The organism is Haladaptatus halobius (genome assembly GCF_020618475.1).
Classification (GTDB): Archaea; Halobacteriota; Halobacteria; order Halobacteriales; family Haladaptataceae; genus Haladaptatus; species Haladaptatus halobius.
The window spans coordinates 1,705,000-1,719,696 of sequence record NZ_CP085335.1 but is presented as its reverse complement, the minus strand read 5'-3'; the positions used below and the strand labels follow the sequence as shown (position 1 = coordinate 1,719,696).

Sequence of the window (14,697 nt, the reverse complement as noted above, 5' to 3'; positions counted from 1 at the left end):
GGTCGCTCTCTTGCAGTCACTACCGCAGTGACGATGTCCCGAAAGCCTACTCAAACACGGAATTTCTGGGACGCTGACGCTACACGAGTAGAGTCGCGGACTGTACGCGAGAGAACGCCCCGAAATCGACTTAAATCGTATCGTACCGCCCCAATCGCGCGCCGTCCAGTAGATACGCCTCACCCTCGGCCAACCCCTCAGGTAGAAACGGCGCGAGAAAGCCCTGCCCTTCGACGTTCACCCACGTGCCACCCGTCAAATCGTTGAACGCGGGAAAGACGATCAGTTCGCCGTCGATGTCCAACTCCTCTTCCTCGCGCTCCTCGAAGGGTTCCGGATTCAGTCCGCCGCGCAACCAGACGCGCTCCACTCGACTTCCGCCCACCGTGTCCTCCAGTCGCACGCAGGGGTGTTCGTGGCCGACGCAGACGGCGTCTCCCGAGAGCACGTCGCGGGCGGGCCACGTGTGCCCGTGGACGAAGCCGACGTCACCGAGTCGGATTCCGTCCCCCGGCGTCACGTCGCACTCGACCCACGATTCGATGTCGCCGTCGTGGTTTCCCTTCACCAGCGTCGTCGGAACGTCGATGGCTTCGAGCAGGACTTCGATCTCGCCGCGTTCCGCGCCGCCCGGCCCGGCGATGGAGTGCATCAGGTCGCCGAGGAAGACGACCCGGTCGGGGTCGGTGCGGTCGAGTAGGGAGCACATCCGCTCGCGGCGCTCTTCCGCCCGACTGTTGAGGTTGATGCCCTGCTCGTAGCGCAGCGCGTCCTCGATTCCGGCGTGATAGTCCGCCACCACCAGCGCGCGCTCGTCTCCGAGGTCGGCGGTCGCGGCCGGTCCGCCGAGAATCGGTTCGACCAGCGCCATCAGATGGGCTTCAGGGTGTCCTCGCCGGACTCGTAACACCGCCCGGCCATCAGCGCGTCTTGCAGGGCGTCCTTGACGTCCGCGGGCGTCACGTCGTACGCGTCGACCATCGCGGCTAGCAGGCGCTCGCGCTCAACGCCGTCGCCGCCGTTCAGCTCCTGCATCTTCTCCATCACGGTGTTTTCGAGATTCTCGGGGGCTTCTTTGCCTGCCCCTTCGTCTTCGGCTTCCGGTTCGGCCTCGACGGTCGGCTCCGGCTCTGGTTCGGCACCAGTGTCAGGTTCTGATTCGGTGCCCGTTTCGGATTGCGGTTCGAGAGTCGGCTCCGGCTCCGACGTGACCTCCGTCTCCGGTTCGACTTCGGATTCCGACCCCGGCTCCGGCGTTTCGATGCCCGACTCGCCGGGTTCGCCGACTTCACCTCCGGTCGAGAACTCGGTGCCATACTCCTCTTCGATTCGCTCGCGCTCCCCTTCTTCGAACTCGTACATCTCGCTGCCACCGCTCTCGTCCGGCGATTCGGCGTCGAAATCTCCTAGCTCGTCTCCGGGCTCTCCGGATTCCCCGACGTCGAAGTCGCCCAGTTCGTCGCCCGCATCCGACTCCTCGGCCGCGGTGTCGGTGTCGTCGGGTTCGCCACCCAGTTCGGGTTCGCGGGCCTCCGCCGGAGGCGTCGTCGCCTCCGGCCCGGAGTCGGGCGCGGCTTCGGATTGGGTTTCGATTTCGGACGCGGATTCTGCTGTCGCTTCCGACTCTGATTCGAGCGTCGGTTCCGATTCCGCCGCCTCCGAGCTCGCTCCGGCTTCGGTTGCCGGCTCCGGCTCTGATTCCGAACCGAACGCCGGTTCGGTCTCTCCGCCCGCTTCGACTTCCGACGCTACTTCCGGCTCGATATCCGATTCGGGCGCTATCCCGGCGGTTTCGAGCGACACGTCGAAGTCGACGGTCGCGTCGCCCGGTTCGTCCGGTTTCGCGTCGAGCGTTCCGACTTCGTCCTGCTCGCCCGCGACGACGCGGGCCGCGTCGAGGGCCACGTCTCTGACTTCCGCGAGATACGGCGTCGTCGTGTGGTAGTGGTCGAGTGCGAGGGGGATGCCGGACGCGAGTCCGGTGTCCACGTCGTTCGCTTCGAGCGTCCGCCGGAGACTCTCCTCGCGCTCGCCGGAGTCGAGCGCCTGCGCAAACGTTCGGACGCGCTCGAGGGTCTGTTCTGCCGTCTGCACGGTCCAGCGGTCGCGGGTCTCCGTGTCCACGGTGTTGATGCTCTCGGGGCGAATCGACGTGTACACCGCGTCCGAGTCCTCCGGCTGGAAGGTTCGCGCCTTGCCCGTCACGGCGACGAACATCGGTGGGTCGGCGCGTTCGAGGAACGCCAGCGCGTCAGGCTGGTACTGCCCGGCGTAGACGACGAATCCGCCGGTCGGGTCGACGATTCTGGCGCGGAGCACCTCGTCGCCGACCTGTTCGATTTCGGTCAGCACGCCGACGACGAACAGGCGGTTGATTCGCGCCCCGGTCGGCGTGACGACGTAGTTCGGCGCGCGCTCTTCGTCGCTATCCGAGTGTTCGAGGTTCGCGTCGTCGTACTCGGCGGCGAAGATGCGCCACGCGACTTCGCGGCGGCCCGCACCGCCTTGGGAACTCATGCGTCCACCTCCGAGAGGAGAGTTTTCGCACGCTCCATCGGGTCGTCGTCAGTTTCGTCGAACTCGCTCGCTTCGAGGTTCGCGCCGTAGTCGTCCACCGAAAGGTTCCCGCGGACGCGGAACTCGCGTCCGACGAGGGTGTCGCGGATGGTGTCCGCGACGACTTCCTGATCCATCGCGTCGCGAGCTTGCTGACGGGCCTTTTCGAGGCCGCCGCCGTACACCTCGGCCGTGAGTTCGTCGTCCAGAATGGCGGTGACGGTGCCGCTTCCGTCGTCCACGATAGCTTTCACGCGCAGGTCGTCCTGCCCGTCGACCTGTCCGTGGCTTCGACACTGACCCTTCTGGATGACGCGCCCGCATTCGGGACAGCGCTGGATGAGGCCCGATCCGTCACGAACTGCCACGACGTTACCGAACACCTCCACGTCGAACGCGCCGCCCGTCTCGACGGCCTCTCGAACCGACATCTGGGTCGCCGTGTCGCGCACGTCCACCTCTCGGGAGAGGGGTTCGACCGTCGTGAACTCCGAGAAGTTGATGGAGGGGACGCCGCGGAACTCGCGGACGTAGACGCTCTCGGCGCGGATGGTCGCGCCTTCTTCCAGTCCGGCGCGCGCTTCCCAGTCGGTGAACGGAAGTCGGGCCGACTCGTCGGCGACGACACCGCTTTTGATGGTCGTCTCGCCGTCCCGTCCGTCGATGACCTTCTCCTCGACTTCAAGCACGGTCAGTTCGAGCGCGACGCCCCTGTCACCGGGTTCGACCTCGGCGAGCGTCGAATCGCCGCCGACGTCGTACGGGACGTCGATGTCCGTCTCCTCGCGGGCGACGTTGGTGCTCTCGCCGAGGTTGAGTTCGGGGTTGCCTTCCCACTCGCGGACGTTCGCGTTGCCCGCGGTGATTACCTGTCCCGGGACGAGGCTGAAATCGTTCCATGCAGTGTACGATATCTTCCCCGTCCCGTCGGCGAGTTCACCTTCGAAGATGACCTGTTCGTTCCCCTGATAGCGAATCGAGCGTTTACCGACCGTGAGAACCTTCGCGGTGACGGTGACGTTGCCCATCTCGGTCGTCACGTCGTCTATCTCGACGGTCGATGGTTCGGCGCTCCCTCCGCTCCCGCCGCCGTATTTCCGGCGGAGGCTCTGTTTGGCTTCGTCGACCGGAACGCTGTACTCGATGAGGTTCTGCAGGTCGGCTTTGACCTCCTCTTTTTCGACGCCGAGGTCGGAGGCAAGCGCCTCGGCATGGTCGTCTACGTTCATCACCCGAAGTTGGGTCGGGATAGATTAAAAGTGTTCGTCGTCGCTCGTTTCCCGGGAGACCCGAATCGGAATCCGCGTCTCGATGCTGATGTTCACGTTACGGAGTTCGAATCCGGCCCAGACGAGCGCCGTCAGCAGGGCGACGACCGCCGCGAGCAATTCGCCGAGTCCGGCCCACATCGGGAGGACGAACCAGAGGCTACTCACGGTCTTCTTGGAGAACAGCGCGTGCGCCAGTCGTTCGTACGCGCCGCGCTCGTCGATGCTCGCCGTGGACGATTCGATTCCCACACGCTCTGTGCTCGGCCCGCGCGCGCTCTCGTCACCGGTACCCAAACGTTCGACCTCGTAGGGCGAGTAGAACGGCACAGTCCAGATAACCTCACCGAATCGATTCACTTCCACCACGCGGTTTCCGTTGGTGTCAGCGACGAGCGTGTGTCCGTTCGGCAGGCGGTCTGCGTCCCGCGTCCAGATAGTCTCCGAGTCGTTCCACACCCACGTCTGTTGCCACTCGCCGTTCTCGCGCTGATATTCGACCACGCGGTCGTTCAGCGAGTCGGCGACGACCACCGCCGGACCGCCGTGCTCGCGCGGGATGTAATCAGGATTGTGCTGTTCGTACAGCACGCTGTAGTTGTCCTCCGCGCCGAGCGTCCACGACTCCATCGGGCCGCTCTCGTTCAGGAAGACGACCTGATCCTGATTGCGGAGGCTGACCATGTAGCGACCGTCCGGCAGGCGCTCCACGTCGTTTAGATGCACCCAATCGACGGGGTACGGACCGCCCTCGGTGATGGGGAAGTCGTCCTGCGCGTCCCAGCGCCACGTCGTGATGTCGGTGGTCGTGTTGACGACGTACACCTGATCCTGATAGATGTCGCCGACGAGGAGGCGGTCGTCGTCGATCCTGTCCACGTCGTGCCAGTTCGCGCCCCTATCCTGTGGGATGACCTTCGAGTAGACCCGCGTCTTCTCGCCCGTCGTGAGGTTCACTCGCTCCACGAACGAGAGGGTACATTTCGCGTCGCACGCTTTCGCTCGCGGGCCGGTCAGGGGTTTCTCCGCGACGTACTCGACGGTCATCGACTCGGAGGGAACCGAGTCGACGTCGAAGTAGCCCGTGTAGGTGTCGTCGTGGTAGCGCACCCGACCGTCGGCCCCGAACGCGACGAGTGCGGACTTCTCTCCGTTCATCCCGTGTCCCGCGACGACGGTGACGCCCCCGCTCGCCGGGGCGACCGACTCACGTTGCTCGAAGGGCACGTTCGATTGGTCGTGATACTTGCCGACCGCGTCCCGAACCGGGGAAGTGGCGTACGCGTAGCCCACCGTGACCGAACAGAGGAGGAGCAGGGCGGCGAAAAACGCTCGATAGGCGTTTCGGGTATCCATCGTCAGTCCGGTTTGGTGGAGGGTTCATAAAGTTCCTGATAGCACCGAAAGCGGTTTTCGCGGAGGGAACCTACCTCGGCGCATGCACGTGGTCGTCAACACCGCGACGAGCGCAGACGGAAAACTCTCCTCGCGGCGGCGCGAGCAGGTCGCCATCAGCGGGCCGGACGATTTCGACCGGGTGGACGACCTCCGGGTCGACAGCGATGCCATCGTCGTCGGCGTCGGGACGGTGCTCGCGGACGACCCGTCGCTCACCGCCGACGGGGGGCCGAATCCGCTCCGAGTCGTCGCGGACTCGCGCGCGCGGACGCCACCCGACGCTCGCGTGCTCGACGACCGGGCGGACACCCTCGTCTTCGTCGCCGCGTCCGCACCGGACGACCGGGTCGGCGCGCTCCGGGAGGCGGGTGCGAACGTCGTGGTTGCGGGTTCCGGCCGCGTCTCGCTTGAAGCCGCCTTCGACGAACTCGAATCGCGGGGAGTCGAGCGGGTGATGGTCGAAGGCGGCGGTGAACTCATCTTCTCGCTGTTCGCCGACGGACTGGTGGATGAACTCCGCCTCTACGTCGGGTCGCTGGTCGTCGGCGGGCGCGACGCGCCAACCCTCGCCGACGGGGACGGGTTCGTCGACCGCGAGGCGTTCCCGAACCTCGAACTGGAGAGCGTCGAACGAATCGACGACGGGGTGTTGCTCCGCTATTCGGTTCCCTGAACTCCGAAAGAAGTTCCGTCTCCCCTACACCCAGCCTTCCTGCACGAGCAGTTCTCCGTTCAGCAGACTCGCCCCGGCGGCCCCGCGGATGGTGTTGTGGGCGAGGCAGTTGTACTGGATTCCAGCGGGAGTGTCCTGCACCCCGCCGACGGCGACCTGCATCCCGCCGCCGAGGGTGCGGTCGAGTCGCGGTTGCGGGCGGTCGTCGTCCTCGAACACCTCGATGAGCGGGACGGGGGCGCTCGGCAGGTCGAGCGTCGGCGCGTCGCGGAAGGCGTCGCGGGCGTCCGACGGGGTGAGCGTCTCCGCAGTTTCGGCCCAGACGTTTTCGAGGTGGCCGTCGAGCGTCGGCACGCGATTGCAGGAGGCCGATACGTCGACGTCGTGGTGGTCGATTTCGCTCCCGTCGAACGTCCCGAGAAGTTTCCTCGATTCAGTCTCCATCTTCGACTCCTCGCCGCCGATGTGCGGGATGACGTTGTCGATTATCTCCATCGAGGTGACGCCGGAGTAGCCCGCCCCGGAGACGGCCTGCAAGGTGGCGACGTGGACGCGGTTCAATCCAAATCGGTCGAGCGCCGCGAGCGTGGGAACCATCGTGATGGTCGAGCAGTTCGGGTTCTTCACCAGCGCGCCGTCCCACCCGCGTTCGTCCCGCTGGATTTCGATGAGATCCAAGTGATCCCCGTTGACCTCCGGGATGACGAGCGGAACGTCGTCGGCCATCCGGGCGTTCGAGGAGTTCGAAGAGACGACGTAGCCCGCCTCGGTGAACTGCGGTTCCACTTCCGCGGCGATTCCGGATGGGAGCGACGAGAAGAGCAGATCAACGTCGTCCGGTACGTCGCGGGGGTCGGTCGCGCGAACCGTGATGTCGCCGACGGCGTCCGGAATCGGCGAGTCGATGCGCCACTTCGCCGCCTCGCGGTACGACTTGCCCGCGCTATCGTCGCTCGCCGTTATCGCTGCCAGTTCGAACTCGGGGTGGCCGTCGAACAGTTGGATGAATCGCTGCCCCACCGCCCCCGTTCCGCCGAGGATACCAACGTCGATACTCATTGTGCGAGATGGTAACGAAAGAGCGCGCAAGTAGCTTTCGACGTTGTCGGTGCTTGCCGAGAGCGTCAGAAGATAGAGGAATACCGCCCATCGCTACCCTAATATACCGACTGTCGCCTCTAAGACCTCATGAGGCGGGAAGTCGTTACATGTGAAGGGTGCGGACAGCCGTACTCCGTTCGGGTTCGAGACGATGGGACATTCGTTCTCCCGACCGAGACGGGCGAATGTGACAGGTGTGGCGGAAACCAGTTCTCTCAAGTCGTCGATGAGATTACCGGCGACGACTGAGACGCGAACCGTTCTCTATCGATGTTCTTCGTCGGCCGCCGGAATTCGTTCTGCAGAATTACTCTTTCTTGCGGGTGACGTACCCGGCGATTCGGTTTCGGACGCCCTTCGACCCGATGTTTGTCAGCTTCTCGACGCTCTCTTTGTTCTGGTCGAAATCCTTCGTGAAGGCGTTCGGGTATCGCTCCAGCAGGATGCTTCCCGTCTTCTTGACGTAGTCGGGTTTGATTGCCATACCGAACTGTTTCCGGTTGCGTGCCTTAAAAGCATTCGTTCGCGTCCGGCGAGCGTGAATCTCTCACGCCTCCCGGTGGTCGCCGCCTACCGACGCACCTGAAAGCCGTCTTCGTCCTCCGGTTCGCCGTACTCGACCGCGACATCCTCCACATCGGCGGCCGGACTACCCGTGTAACACCACTCGACCATCTCGTTCACCGCCTCCTCGGAACCTTCGAAGACGGCTTCGACGCGCCCGTCCGAGAGGTTTCGTACCCAGCCGTCGACGCTCTTCTCCTGCGCCGCGTCGCGGGTGTTCGCGCGGTAGTAGACGCCCTGTACCGTGCCTGAGACGAAGACGTGTGCGCGGGTTCGGTCTGCCATGGTTGACCATTCGAATCCGAGGCACAAAATCGTCGGGGCTGTCGTCACTCGTCGCCGGACGCTCGTTCGTAGGAGAGGTGTTTGACCGCGGTTCGAACTTCGTTCTTCGTGAGACCGAGTTCACTGTAGACGAACATGCGGAGAGCGAGCAGTGCGCCGATTCCCGACGCGAGTACCAAACCGATGAAAGCGGCAGCGAGTCCGAAAATTCCGGAAATTATATTCACCGGTAAAACGTTCGGATAAAATATCTTTCGACTGAAACCTCAGTTCCGCAGGTAGTGAAACACGTACGTCTGGGCGTAACCGGCGTACTCGTCGCCGAACTGCTCCCGAATCGCCCGTGAGGTCTTCGCGTATGACCCCCGCTCGCAGTGGGGGTAGTGATCTTCGATGGCGCTCCGAATCCACGTGTCGAGCGGAACCGCCTGCAAGTAGCCGAGCGAGAACAGCAGGACGCAGTCGGCCACCTTGTCGCCGACGCCGACGAACACCTTCGCGGCGTCGCGGGCGTCCTCGTAGGCTCTGCCCCGCACGTCGCCGGGTTCGGCCTCTCCCGACGCGATCAGCTCCGCGGTTTTCCGGACGTAAGGCGCGCGGTAGCCGAGGTTCAGATCGCGCAGGTCGGCTTCCGTCGCCGCGGCTAACCGCCCGGGCGTCGGAAAGTCGTAGTACGCACTCCCGCCGAACTCGATACGCTCCCCGAACTCGCGCGCCAGCGCGGTCTGCATCCCATAGATTCGGCTAACACGCATCTGGGCCGAGCAGATGAACGAGACGAGACAGGGGAAGAAGGGGTCACGGACGATCCGCATCCCGCGATACTTCTGGTAGGCCTCCTCGACCAGCGGATCGTCCGGCGTCGCGTCGATGATGGCGTCCAAATCGTCGTCGAGGCGGAGGAGGGAGAAGAGCAGGGGTTCGGCGTCGGTCGTCGCCTCCCACTCCAGTAGGCCGTCCCGCTGGCGCGCGCGAACGACCTCGCCCTCGAGGACGGTGTAGTACCACGCATCACCGCCGTAGGCGCGCGGCGTCTCGTACATCCGACCGTCCTCGCGCCGCCAGAGGTAGCTCTGGCCGCTCTCGACGGTCGATTGGAGGTCGAACCCACCCGGCAGGTCGGCGACGGGAATCGAACCGGTTTCCATCGTTCCGGGAGAGGGAGCGCGGGGGAGCAAATCTTTCGGTTCACCACGTCTCGGCGAGCACCCGTCGCCAGTTCTCGCAGGCGACCCGCGCGATGTCGCCGTCGCTGAATCCGCGCTCGCGGAGGCGGGACAAGAGTGCGGGGAGACCGGTCACGTCACCCACGTCGTCGGGGATTCTCGCGCCGTCGAAGTCCGACCCGAGGACGACGTGCTGGACGCCAACATAGTCGGCGACGTACTCGATGTGCTCCGCGATATCCTCGAGGGAGGCGCTGGCGTCCGGGTCAGGGTCGTCGGCGACGCCCGGTTCGTGGAACGCGATCCCGACGACGCCGCCCGACTCGGCCACCGCGTCGAGCTGTTCGTCAGTAAGGTTCCGCGAGTGCGGGCAGCGTTCGTGAACGCCGGTGTGCGAGACGACGAGTGGCGCGTCGCTCAACTCGCTGACCTCCCAGAACCCCCGCTCGGTCATGTGCGCACAATCGACGACGATGCCCCGTCTCTCGCACGCCCGGACGAGGTCGCGTCCCGCGTCGGTCAGTCCCGCCCCGGTGTCGGGGCTGCCGGGGTAGCGCGAGAAGACGCCCTCGCCGAAAGCGTTCGGCCTGCTCCACACCGGACCGATGGAGCGGACGCCCGCCGCGTAGAGGAAATCGAGATTGGCGAGATCCGACGCGACGCCCTCCGCCCCTTCGAGGTGCGGGATGGCCCCGAGGTCGCCCGATTCGAGGCAGGCGTCGAGGTCGGCGAGCGAGCGGACGACGCGAAATCCGTCCACGTCAGCGGCGAGGCGATGGAGCAGTTCGAGGGTTCGGTAAGTGACGCGCCGGGCTTCCCCGTGGTCGACGGCGTCCGGTAGGGGGTACTCGTAGCCGCCGTCGCCCGGTTCGGGGTCGTGCTCGTCGTCGCTCAGAACGAAGACCGCGAAGAACCCCGCGCCCAGTCCCGCTTCGCGGGCGCGGGGTAGGTCGATATGCGCGTTCTCACATCCGTCGGCGAAGCTCAGTACCGGGTCGTCGGCGCGACTCAATCGAAGGAGGGTGTCGTTGTGGCCGTCGATCATCGGCACGTCGGTCATCGTCGAACGTGTGTTCGACGGCGATATAAGTGCTTGTGTGACCTGTCACGAGGCTCGGGGCGTGCGAAAATTCATACCTCTGGCTCTCCAATTGCCTTTGGGATCATGAACTGCAGAGTTGTCGTGGAAGCCGCGATTCCGGTGTACGATGTACAGACATCGGACGAGGCGGTGCGAATCGCCATCTCCAAAACTGGCGAGTTGCTGAACCCGGATCTAAACTACGTCGAGATCAGCATGGGCGAGCGCACGTCACCGTCCGGCGAGGAGCTCCCGCCGGCGTTCATCGCCGCCGACGAGGCGCTCGTCGCGCTGGAGTTGGAGATGACGGTGTTCAACGTCGAACGGGAGGAACACGCCTCGCGCATCGCGCGCAAGGAGATCGGCCAACGGCTGGAGAACATCCCCCTCACCGTCCTCGAAGTCGAGGTGTTAGAGGAGGACGAAGACGAGGAGGACGAAGCCGAAAGCACCTCCGAAAGCGAAAACGGCGAGGACACGACCACCGAGAACGAAAACGACGACGACGTACTGCCGGAGTTCGAAGACCTCATCGAATGATCGCGGCGGTGTGCAGGTCTCGATCCGGGTCATCCGGGAGACGATTGTAGGCCGTTTCCTTCGACAGCTCTCTTTCCGACGAACGTCTTGATTTCGATGAGACGTATCGCCGACGTTCGCATCTTCCCTCGACACGAATCTCGCGCGGACGACGTAAACGATAACCGGCAGGCCGACCAAACGCCAGCCATGACGGATTACACGACGGTTTCCATCCCAAAAGACCTCGCGGATCGCGTCGATGAGACCATCGAGGGGACGAGCTTTTCGAGCACGAGCGACCTCGTCCGGTTTCTCCTGCGAAGCATCGTCATCCAGCACCAGAAGGAGGGTCGGCTAACCGAATCGGAGTTCAGCGAGATCACCGACCAGTTGCGCGAACTGGGATATCTGGAGTAGCGTCGGTCTCTCGCCATCGAGGCGCACGGTCGCCACTCAGAGGAGTTCTGCGGGCGGCTCGGCGTCGATGACGACCAACCGTTGCTTGCGCCCGACCCTGTCGAACGCGGCGATGGAGTCGGGACGCCACGGAGGAACTGCGACCAGCATCGCTTCGCGCAGGTCGTCCGTCCGAGCGACTTCGAGGTCACCCCGTGGATGCGAGACGAACCGACCCTGCGACTGCCCGGCGGGGATGGAGAGATCCATGCCGAACACGGCGGCGACCGACCCGCCCGTGTCCGGCGGATAGAAATGCGTGAACACGGGCGTCTCTGGCGGTGGTAGGTCGTCTGTCCCGTGCAGGTCGCCCGCAGGGGTGATCGCGAGCGAAACCGCCATCTGCTCCGGTTCGGCGTCCGCAGCCAGTTCGAGAAGTGCGTCCCTCAGTCCGCGTGTTACGAAAACCACGACCGCTTTTCGTGTCGTTGCATGATAACGTCGTCGCCCAACGTGCAGTCCCACTTCTCTACCCGTACCTGTTTTTTAATATGAAACATAATGAATAATGTAGTCTGTTATGGGGATACATTTCCCAGATAAAATATAAAATTAATATTCATGATGTTAGTATAGGAGGGTGATGGCAGAAAACGACCTCATCTCGTACTTCGCAGAGAATCCCCCAAATGATCGGCGTGCTGTTCACTATCGCATTGCTACTCTCGCAGGTAGGTAGTGTTGCAGGAGCGGCCTTAACAGGAACTTACGAAGTCTAAAATCAAAGCGCGTCATGATCGATCATATCGCTCTACGTGAACCGTCCGTCGAAACGAACAGGGACGTTCTCCAACAGAAGATGTTGTTCTAGCTCATCCTTAGCGAGCGTGAGCGTTGGGAGTGACCCTGAAGTGAGGTGTAATCGATCTTCCTTTGAAAGTCGTAGTGTGACTAGTCCACCTAATCCCTCATCACCGGAGATGTACGTGATCGGCGTTAGCTCAAACGCATCGCCCTTCGTTTCGATATCGTACAGTACCGCGACAATGCTCTCCGTCTGAACGACGTTGATGTTTCCATCGCCGACGACGAGATACTGCCCCTCGATGATGCTTCGGTCGCGGGCGATGTCCAGCGCCGCCCAGAGCGGAAGCTGCGGTTCAGGAGCCGAATCATCGTCCGTCCGACGCGAACCGCGCCGCTGTTTATCACGTCGTTTAAGGCGACGACGCCGCCGACGGCCCCCGCGTCGATGAGTGCCATCCCTTGGTCGTAGGATTGGCATGCGTTGAGGAAGAAGCCCTCGATACCGACGGTGTCGAGTTCCCTCGTGTCCAGCATCCCGTCGGCGCACTTGAATCCCTTCTCGTCGATGTGACCTATTTAGTGGAGGAACTGCGTCTCCGATTCGAGGACGGCGCGTAATTTCTCCGTCGAGAGGTCGTTCCGAACGGTCACGTCGAAAGGTAGCTCCTCGCGCGAACCGTACACCTCGTCCGCGAGGGTTCGCTCTTCACCCATCTGCCTGTCGTTGCAGACGACGGTGGTGTCGATATCGCCGGACAGGGGCGTCCGTTCAAGGCGGTTGCGAAACGCCGCCGTCGTCGCCTTGCTAGCGCCGACCGGCGCGTCTTCGCCGACCCACACTTGCTCCAGCGAATCCGTCGTTTCGGGTTCGACGAGTGAGTTCACACTCGCAGGTGCTTCGACGGCACTTCGCGTCGAATCGCCATCCCTGACGAACTCGTCAACCGCCGGAATCTGTAGCGTGGAAGCAGACACCCTCTTCGTTTGTGGCATTCGAATAACCGCGAGGTCGTCCACGAGGAACGGGAGCGTCTCGACGCTCTCGGATATCGGTTCGACGTGGGTCGTCAACTGCCAGTCCGGCACGAACTCCTCGATAACCGCGTACGGAACCGAGAGATACGCTTCGAGTCGCTCGGCTATCGGCGCGTCGTAGAGCACCGCGAAATCGAGATCGACCAGCGGTTCGATCTGCTGGCGCTCGTGCAGGTCAATCCTGTAAAATCCTTCCATGCGGGCCACGCAGTCGAGGAGGAACGTCTGTTTCAGCACGCTCTCGACTTCGTTCTCGAAGCCGCGTGCAGTGCGTAGCGGGTGCTCGAAGCCATCCGTCACGATTTGCGACGTATTCCCCGGTATCAGTTTCGCACCGAGATAATAGGCCAACGGTGCGACGGGGAAGATAGACTCGTAATTGGGGGGGAATTTCGATGTGGATGCCGATGTCGGGGGCGTCAGTCGTCGGGGATTTCCAGTCGGTCGTCGAGTTCGATGGCGGGCGGGTGCCCGCGGAGGGTGGGAAACGACCGCTCTGGGCTAGTCGTCTTCAGTGCCGACCTGAACGTCAATATCGCCATCATCACGTCCTCCGCGTCAGTCGTCCTCACCGTCCCCGCGGGGCGGCGATGGGACGACCGCCCGCCGACGAGCACCTCCGTCTCGGTTTCGAACTCGAACGCGACGTGGTCGAACGACCCCGTAACGCGGAGCGATCCCTCAACCTATAGATAGAACTTCATGGGCGCGTGGAGTTCGAGACTGTACGTTCCTTCCGGCAGTTCTTCGTAGCCGAAACCCTCGACGTTCGCCACATCCCGCCGCGCTCGTCGCGGAGGTACACTGCGGCGGGCGTCGGAAGCGTTAGCCCGTCGGTTGAGATGGTCACCGCGTCGTCGACCGGAAAATGGAACTGCTCGGGGTCGGCAGGGTCGGGCGAACTACGTCGGACGTGTAGAGCGTACACGTTCGTCGTTCTACCGGATTCTGTATCTCTATTCCCGTTCCGTCTCTGCGGGAGTCGAACGAGATAGTCACTGGATCACTCTAGAAATTGGGATTTTCGAACACGGTATACAAGGCACATGTATACTGACTACGAACCGAACGTCAAAAACCTATCGGCTATGGATCACTCGGCTGCGTTATATCGGCGCGAATCGACGCATGGTCGCCGCCAGCAACGAGGGGTATCGTCGTCGGGAACCGTCGAGCGCGTCGGCGAGTGCGGTAGATGCGTCGTCGAACACGCCCGCTCCGTGGCTGACGAGGATTCGCCGGGGGGTCAGTCCACGGAGTTCGTCCGGTGGTAGCAGTCGAATCGCGGGATGGACGCCCAGTCGCTCGCGGGAAGTTCGGTAGTAGTCGACGGTTCCGACCGACTCCGGAACGACGAGCGTTCCGGTCGTTTCGTCGTACAGCGCGGCCTCCTGCCACGCGAGGTTGTCGAACAGTTTCAACACCCGGAGCCCGGTGTCGGGGAGCGATGTCTCGAACCTCCGAATCGCGATTTCGTTCGGGCTTCGGCGTACCCACGTGGGGAGGTACAGCGGAACGTCGTGTCGCCGAGCGAGCGCCTCCGCGTCGCGCATGTGGCGGTCGAGGAGAACAACGACGCCTTCGACGTCGCCGAACTCGGCGAGTAGGTCGTCGATCCCGGGGGCGTCCACCGGATCGATAACCCACACGCCGTCGTCCGCCGCGAGCGCGTGACTCGCCCGCTGCATCGTTTCGTCCGGATGTGCGATCCACCCGACGCCGCTGTTCCACCGATCTATCTCCCGATACTCGGTTGGCGAGGATGTCTCTTTTACCGGCATAGTTCCACTACCCCCCGTGAGGGCATAAATCGACGGGCGACGATTTAAGCGCGGTCGCTGTGTA

20 protein-coding genes and 1 pseudogene are annotated in these 14,697 nt (G+C 63.4%); 6 read left to right on the top strand and 15 right to left on the bottom strand.

All coding sequences use genetic code 11. The features are described 5' to 3' along the window. Positions 1–130: 130 nt before the first annotated feature. The 4 genes from LIW51_RS09950 to LIW51_RS09935 are packed head-to-tail and all read right to left on the bottom strand — an operon-like array spanning position 131 to position 5,180. Entirely contained in the window at positions 131–871 is a 741-nt protein-coding gene (locus LIW51_RS09950) for a metallophosphoesterase (protein WP_227373977.1), read from the bottom strand. Next, on the bottom strand, positions 871–2,517 hold the full coding sequence (locus tag LIW51_RS09945) for a hypothetical protein (RefSeq protein WP_227373975.1): 1,647 nt from the start codon (positions 2,515–2,517) through the stop codon (positions 871–873). The genes LIW51_RS09950 and LIW51_RS09945 overlap by 1 nt, the downstream gene beginning before the upstream one ends. Next, a complete protein-coding gene (locus LIW51_RS09940; protein WP_227373973.1) occupies positions 2,514–3,785 on the bottom strand; it encodes a Single-stranded DNA binding protein in 1,272 nt (423 codons plus the stop codon). Before LIW51_RS09940 ends, LIW51_RS09945 begins: the two co-directional genes overlap by 4 nt. Positions 3,786–3,809: 24 nt before the next feature. Then, entirely contained in the window at positions 3,810–5,180 is a 1,371-nt protein-coding gene (locus LIW51_RS09935) for an arylsulfotransferase family protein (RefSeq protein WP_227373971.1), read from the bottom strand. 82 nt (positions 5,181–5,262) lie between these two features. Here LIW51_RS09935 and LIW51_RS09930 point away from each other — a divergent pair, with 82 nt between their 5' ends. Beyond that, positions 5,263–5,895 carry a 2,5-diamino-6-(ribosylamino)-4(3H)-pyrimidinone 5'-phosphate reductase gene (locus LIW51_RS09930; RefSeq protein ID WP_227373969.1) on the top strand — a complete coding sequence of 211 codons (633 nt, stop codon included), beginning with the start codon at positions 5,263–5,265 and terminating at the stop codon, positions 5,893–5,895. A gap of 24 nt (positions 5,896–5,919) precedes the next feature. On the opposite strand, the gene asd is transcribed toward LIW51_RS09930, so the two are convergent. After that, a complete protein-coding gene (gene asd, locus LIW51_RS09925) occupies positions 5,920–6,954 on the bottom strand; it encodes an aspartate-semialdehyde dehydrogenase (protein WP_227373967.1) in 1,035 nt (344 codons plus the stop codon). A gap of 129 nt (positions 6,955–7,083) precedes the next feature. Here asd and LIW51_RS09920 point away from each other — a divergent pair, with 129 nt between their 5' ends. After that, positions 7,084–7,245 (top strand): hypothetical protein, encoded by a 162-nt coding sequence (locus LIW51_RS09920; protein ID WP_227373965.1) that lies wholly within the window; start codon positions 7,084–7,086, stop codon positions 7,243–7,245. A gap of 58 nt (positions 7,246–7,303) precedes the next feature. Here LIW51_RS09920 and LIW51_RS09915 read toward each other — a convergent pair whose 3' ends face one another. The 5 genes from LIW51_RS09915 to LIW51_RS09895 all read right to left on the bottom strand — a co-directional run bounded on the left by LIW51_RS09915 (position 7,304) and on the right by LIW51_RS09895 (position 10,071). Then, entirely contained in the window at positions 7,304–7,480 is a 177-nt protein-coding gene (locus LIW51_RS09915) for a 30S ribosomal protein S17e (RefSeq protein ID WP_227354148.1), read from the bottom strand. 86 nt (positions 7,481–7,566) lie between these two features. Continuing rightward, complete coding sequence (locus tag LIW51_RS09910; protein ID WP_227373963.1) at positions 7,567–7,845, bottom strand: acylphosphatase; 279 nt, start codon at positions 7,843–7,845, stop codon at positions 7,567–7,569. Positions 7,846–7,889: 44 nt separating this feature from the next. Then, positions 7,890–8,072: a hypothetical protein gene (locus tag LIW51_RS09905; protein WP_227373961.1), complete on the bottom strand. Its 183-nt coding sequence runs from the start codon at positions 8,070–8,072 to the stop codon at positions 7,890–7,892. A gap of 39 nt (positions 8,073–8,111) precedes the next feature. Continuing rightward, positions 8,112–8,993 (bottom strand): DNA-3-methyladenine glycosylase family protein, encoded by an 882-nt coding sequence (locus tag LIW51_RS09900; RefSeq protein ID WP_227373959.1) that lies wholly within the window; start codon positions 8,991–8,993, stop codon positions 8,112–8,114. A 40-nt stretch (positions 8,994–9,033) separates the two neighbouring features. Beyond that, positions 9,034–10,071, bottom strand: a complete 1,038-nt coding sequence (locus LIW51_RS09895; protein WP_227373957.1) for a dipeptidase — start codon at positions 10,069–10,071, stop codon at positions 9,034–9,036. Positions 10,072–10,176: 105 nt separating this feature from the next. On the opposite strand from LIW51_RS09895, the gene LIW51_RS09890 reads away from it, so the two are divergent. Both LIW51_RS09890 and LIW51_RS09885 read left to right on the top strand, forming a co-directional pair. Then, positions 10,177–10,632, top strand: coding sequence for a DUF555 domain-containing protein (locus LIW51_RS09890; RefSeq protein ID WP_227373955.1), 456 nt, complete (start codon positions 10,177–10,179; stop codon positions 10,630–10,632). Between the two features lie 189 nt (positions 10,633–10,821). Further along, positions 10,822–11,031, top strand: coding sequence for a ribbon-helix-helix domain-containing protein (locus tag LIW51_RS09885; protein WP_227376781.1), 210 nt, complete (start codon positions 10,822–10,824; stop codon positions 11,029–11,031). Positions 11,032–11,067: 36 nt separating this feature from the next. Here LIW51_RS09885 and LIW51_RS09880 read toward each other — a convergent pair whose 3' ends face one another. Continuing rightward, a complete protein-coding gene (locus tag LIW51_RS09880; RefSeq protein WP_227373953.1) occupies positions 11,068–11,481 on the bottom strand; it encodes a JAB/MPN domain protein-containing protein in 414 nt (137 codons plus the stop codon). Positions 11,482–11,653: 172 nt separating this feature from the next. Here LIW51_RS09880 and LIW51_RS39905 point away from each other — a divergent pair. After that, positions 11,654–11,789, top strand: a pseudogene (locus LIW51_RS39905) (DUF7503 family protein). Between the two features lie 32 nt (positions 11,790–11,821). On the opposite strand, the gene LIW51_RS09875 reads toward LIW51_RS39905, so the two are convergent. Both LIW51_RS09875 and LIW51_RS09870 read right to left on the bottom strand, forming a co-directional pair. After that, positions 11,822–12,295, bottom strand: a complete 474-nt coding sequence (locus tag LIW51_RS09875; RefSeq protein ID WP_227373951.1) for a hypothetical protein — start codon at positions 12,293–12,295, stop codon at positions 11,822–11,824. Positions 12,296–12,393: 98 nt separating this feature from the next. Then, complete coding sequence (locus LIW51_RS09870; protein WP_227373944.1) at positions 12,394–13,152, bottom strand: hypothetical protein; 759 nt, start codon at positions 13,150–13,152, stop codon at positions 12,394–12,396. 107 nt (positions 13,153–13,259) lie between these two features. Between LIW51_RS09870 and LIW51_RS09865 the strand changes: the two genes are divergently transcribed. Then, complete coding sequence (locus LIW51_RS09865; protein ID WP_227373943.1) at positions 13,260–13,544, top strand: hypothetical protein; 285 nt, start codon at positions 13,260–13,262, stop codon at positions 13,542–13,544. Between the two features lie 8 nt (positions 13,545–13,552). On the opposite strand, the gene LIW51_RS09860 is transcribed toward LIW51_RS09865, so the two are convergent. Next, positions 13,553–13,780, bottom strand: coding sequence for a hypothetical protein (locus tag LIW51_RS09860; RefSeq protein ID WP_227373942.1), 228 nt, complete (start codon positions 13,778–13,780; stop codon positions 13,553–13,555). A gap of 178 nt (positions 13,781–13,958) precedes the next feature. Next, on the bottom strand, positions 13,959–14,633 hold the full coding sequence (locus LIW51_RS09855; protein WP_227373940.1) for a hypothetical protein: 675 nt from the start codon (positions 14,631–14,633) through the stop codon (positions 13,959–13,961). Positions 14,634–14,697 lie beyond the last annotated feature (64 nt).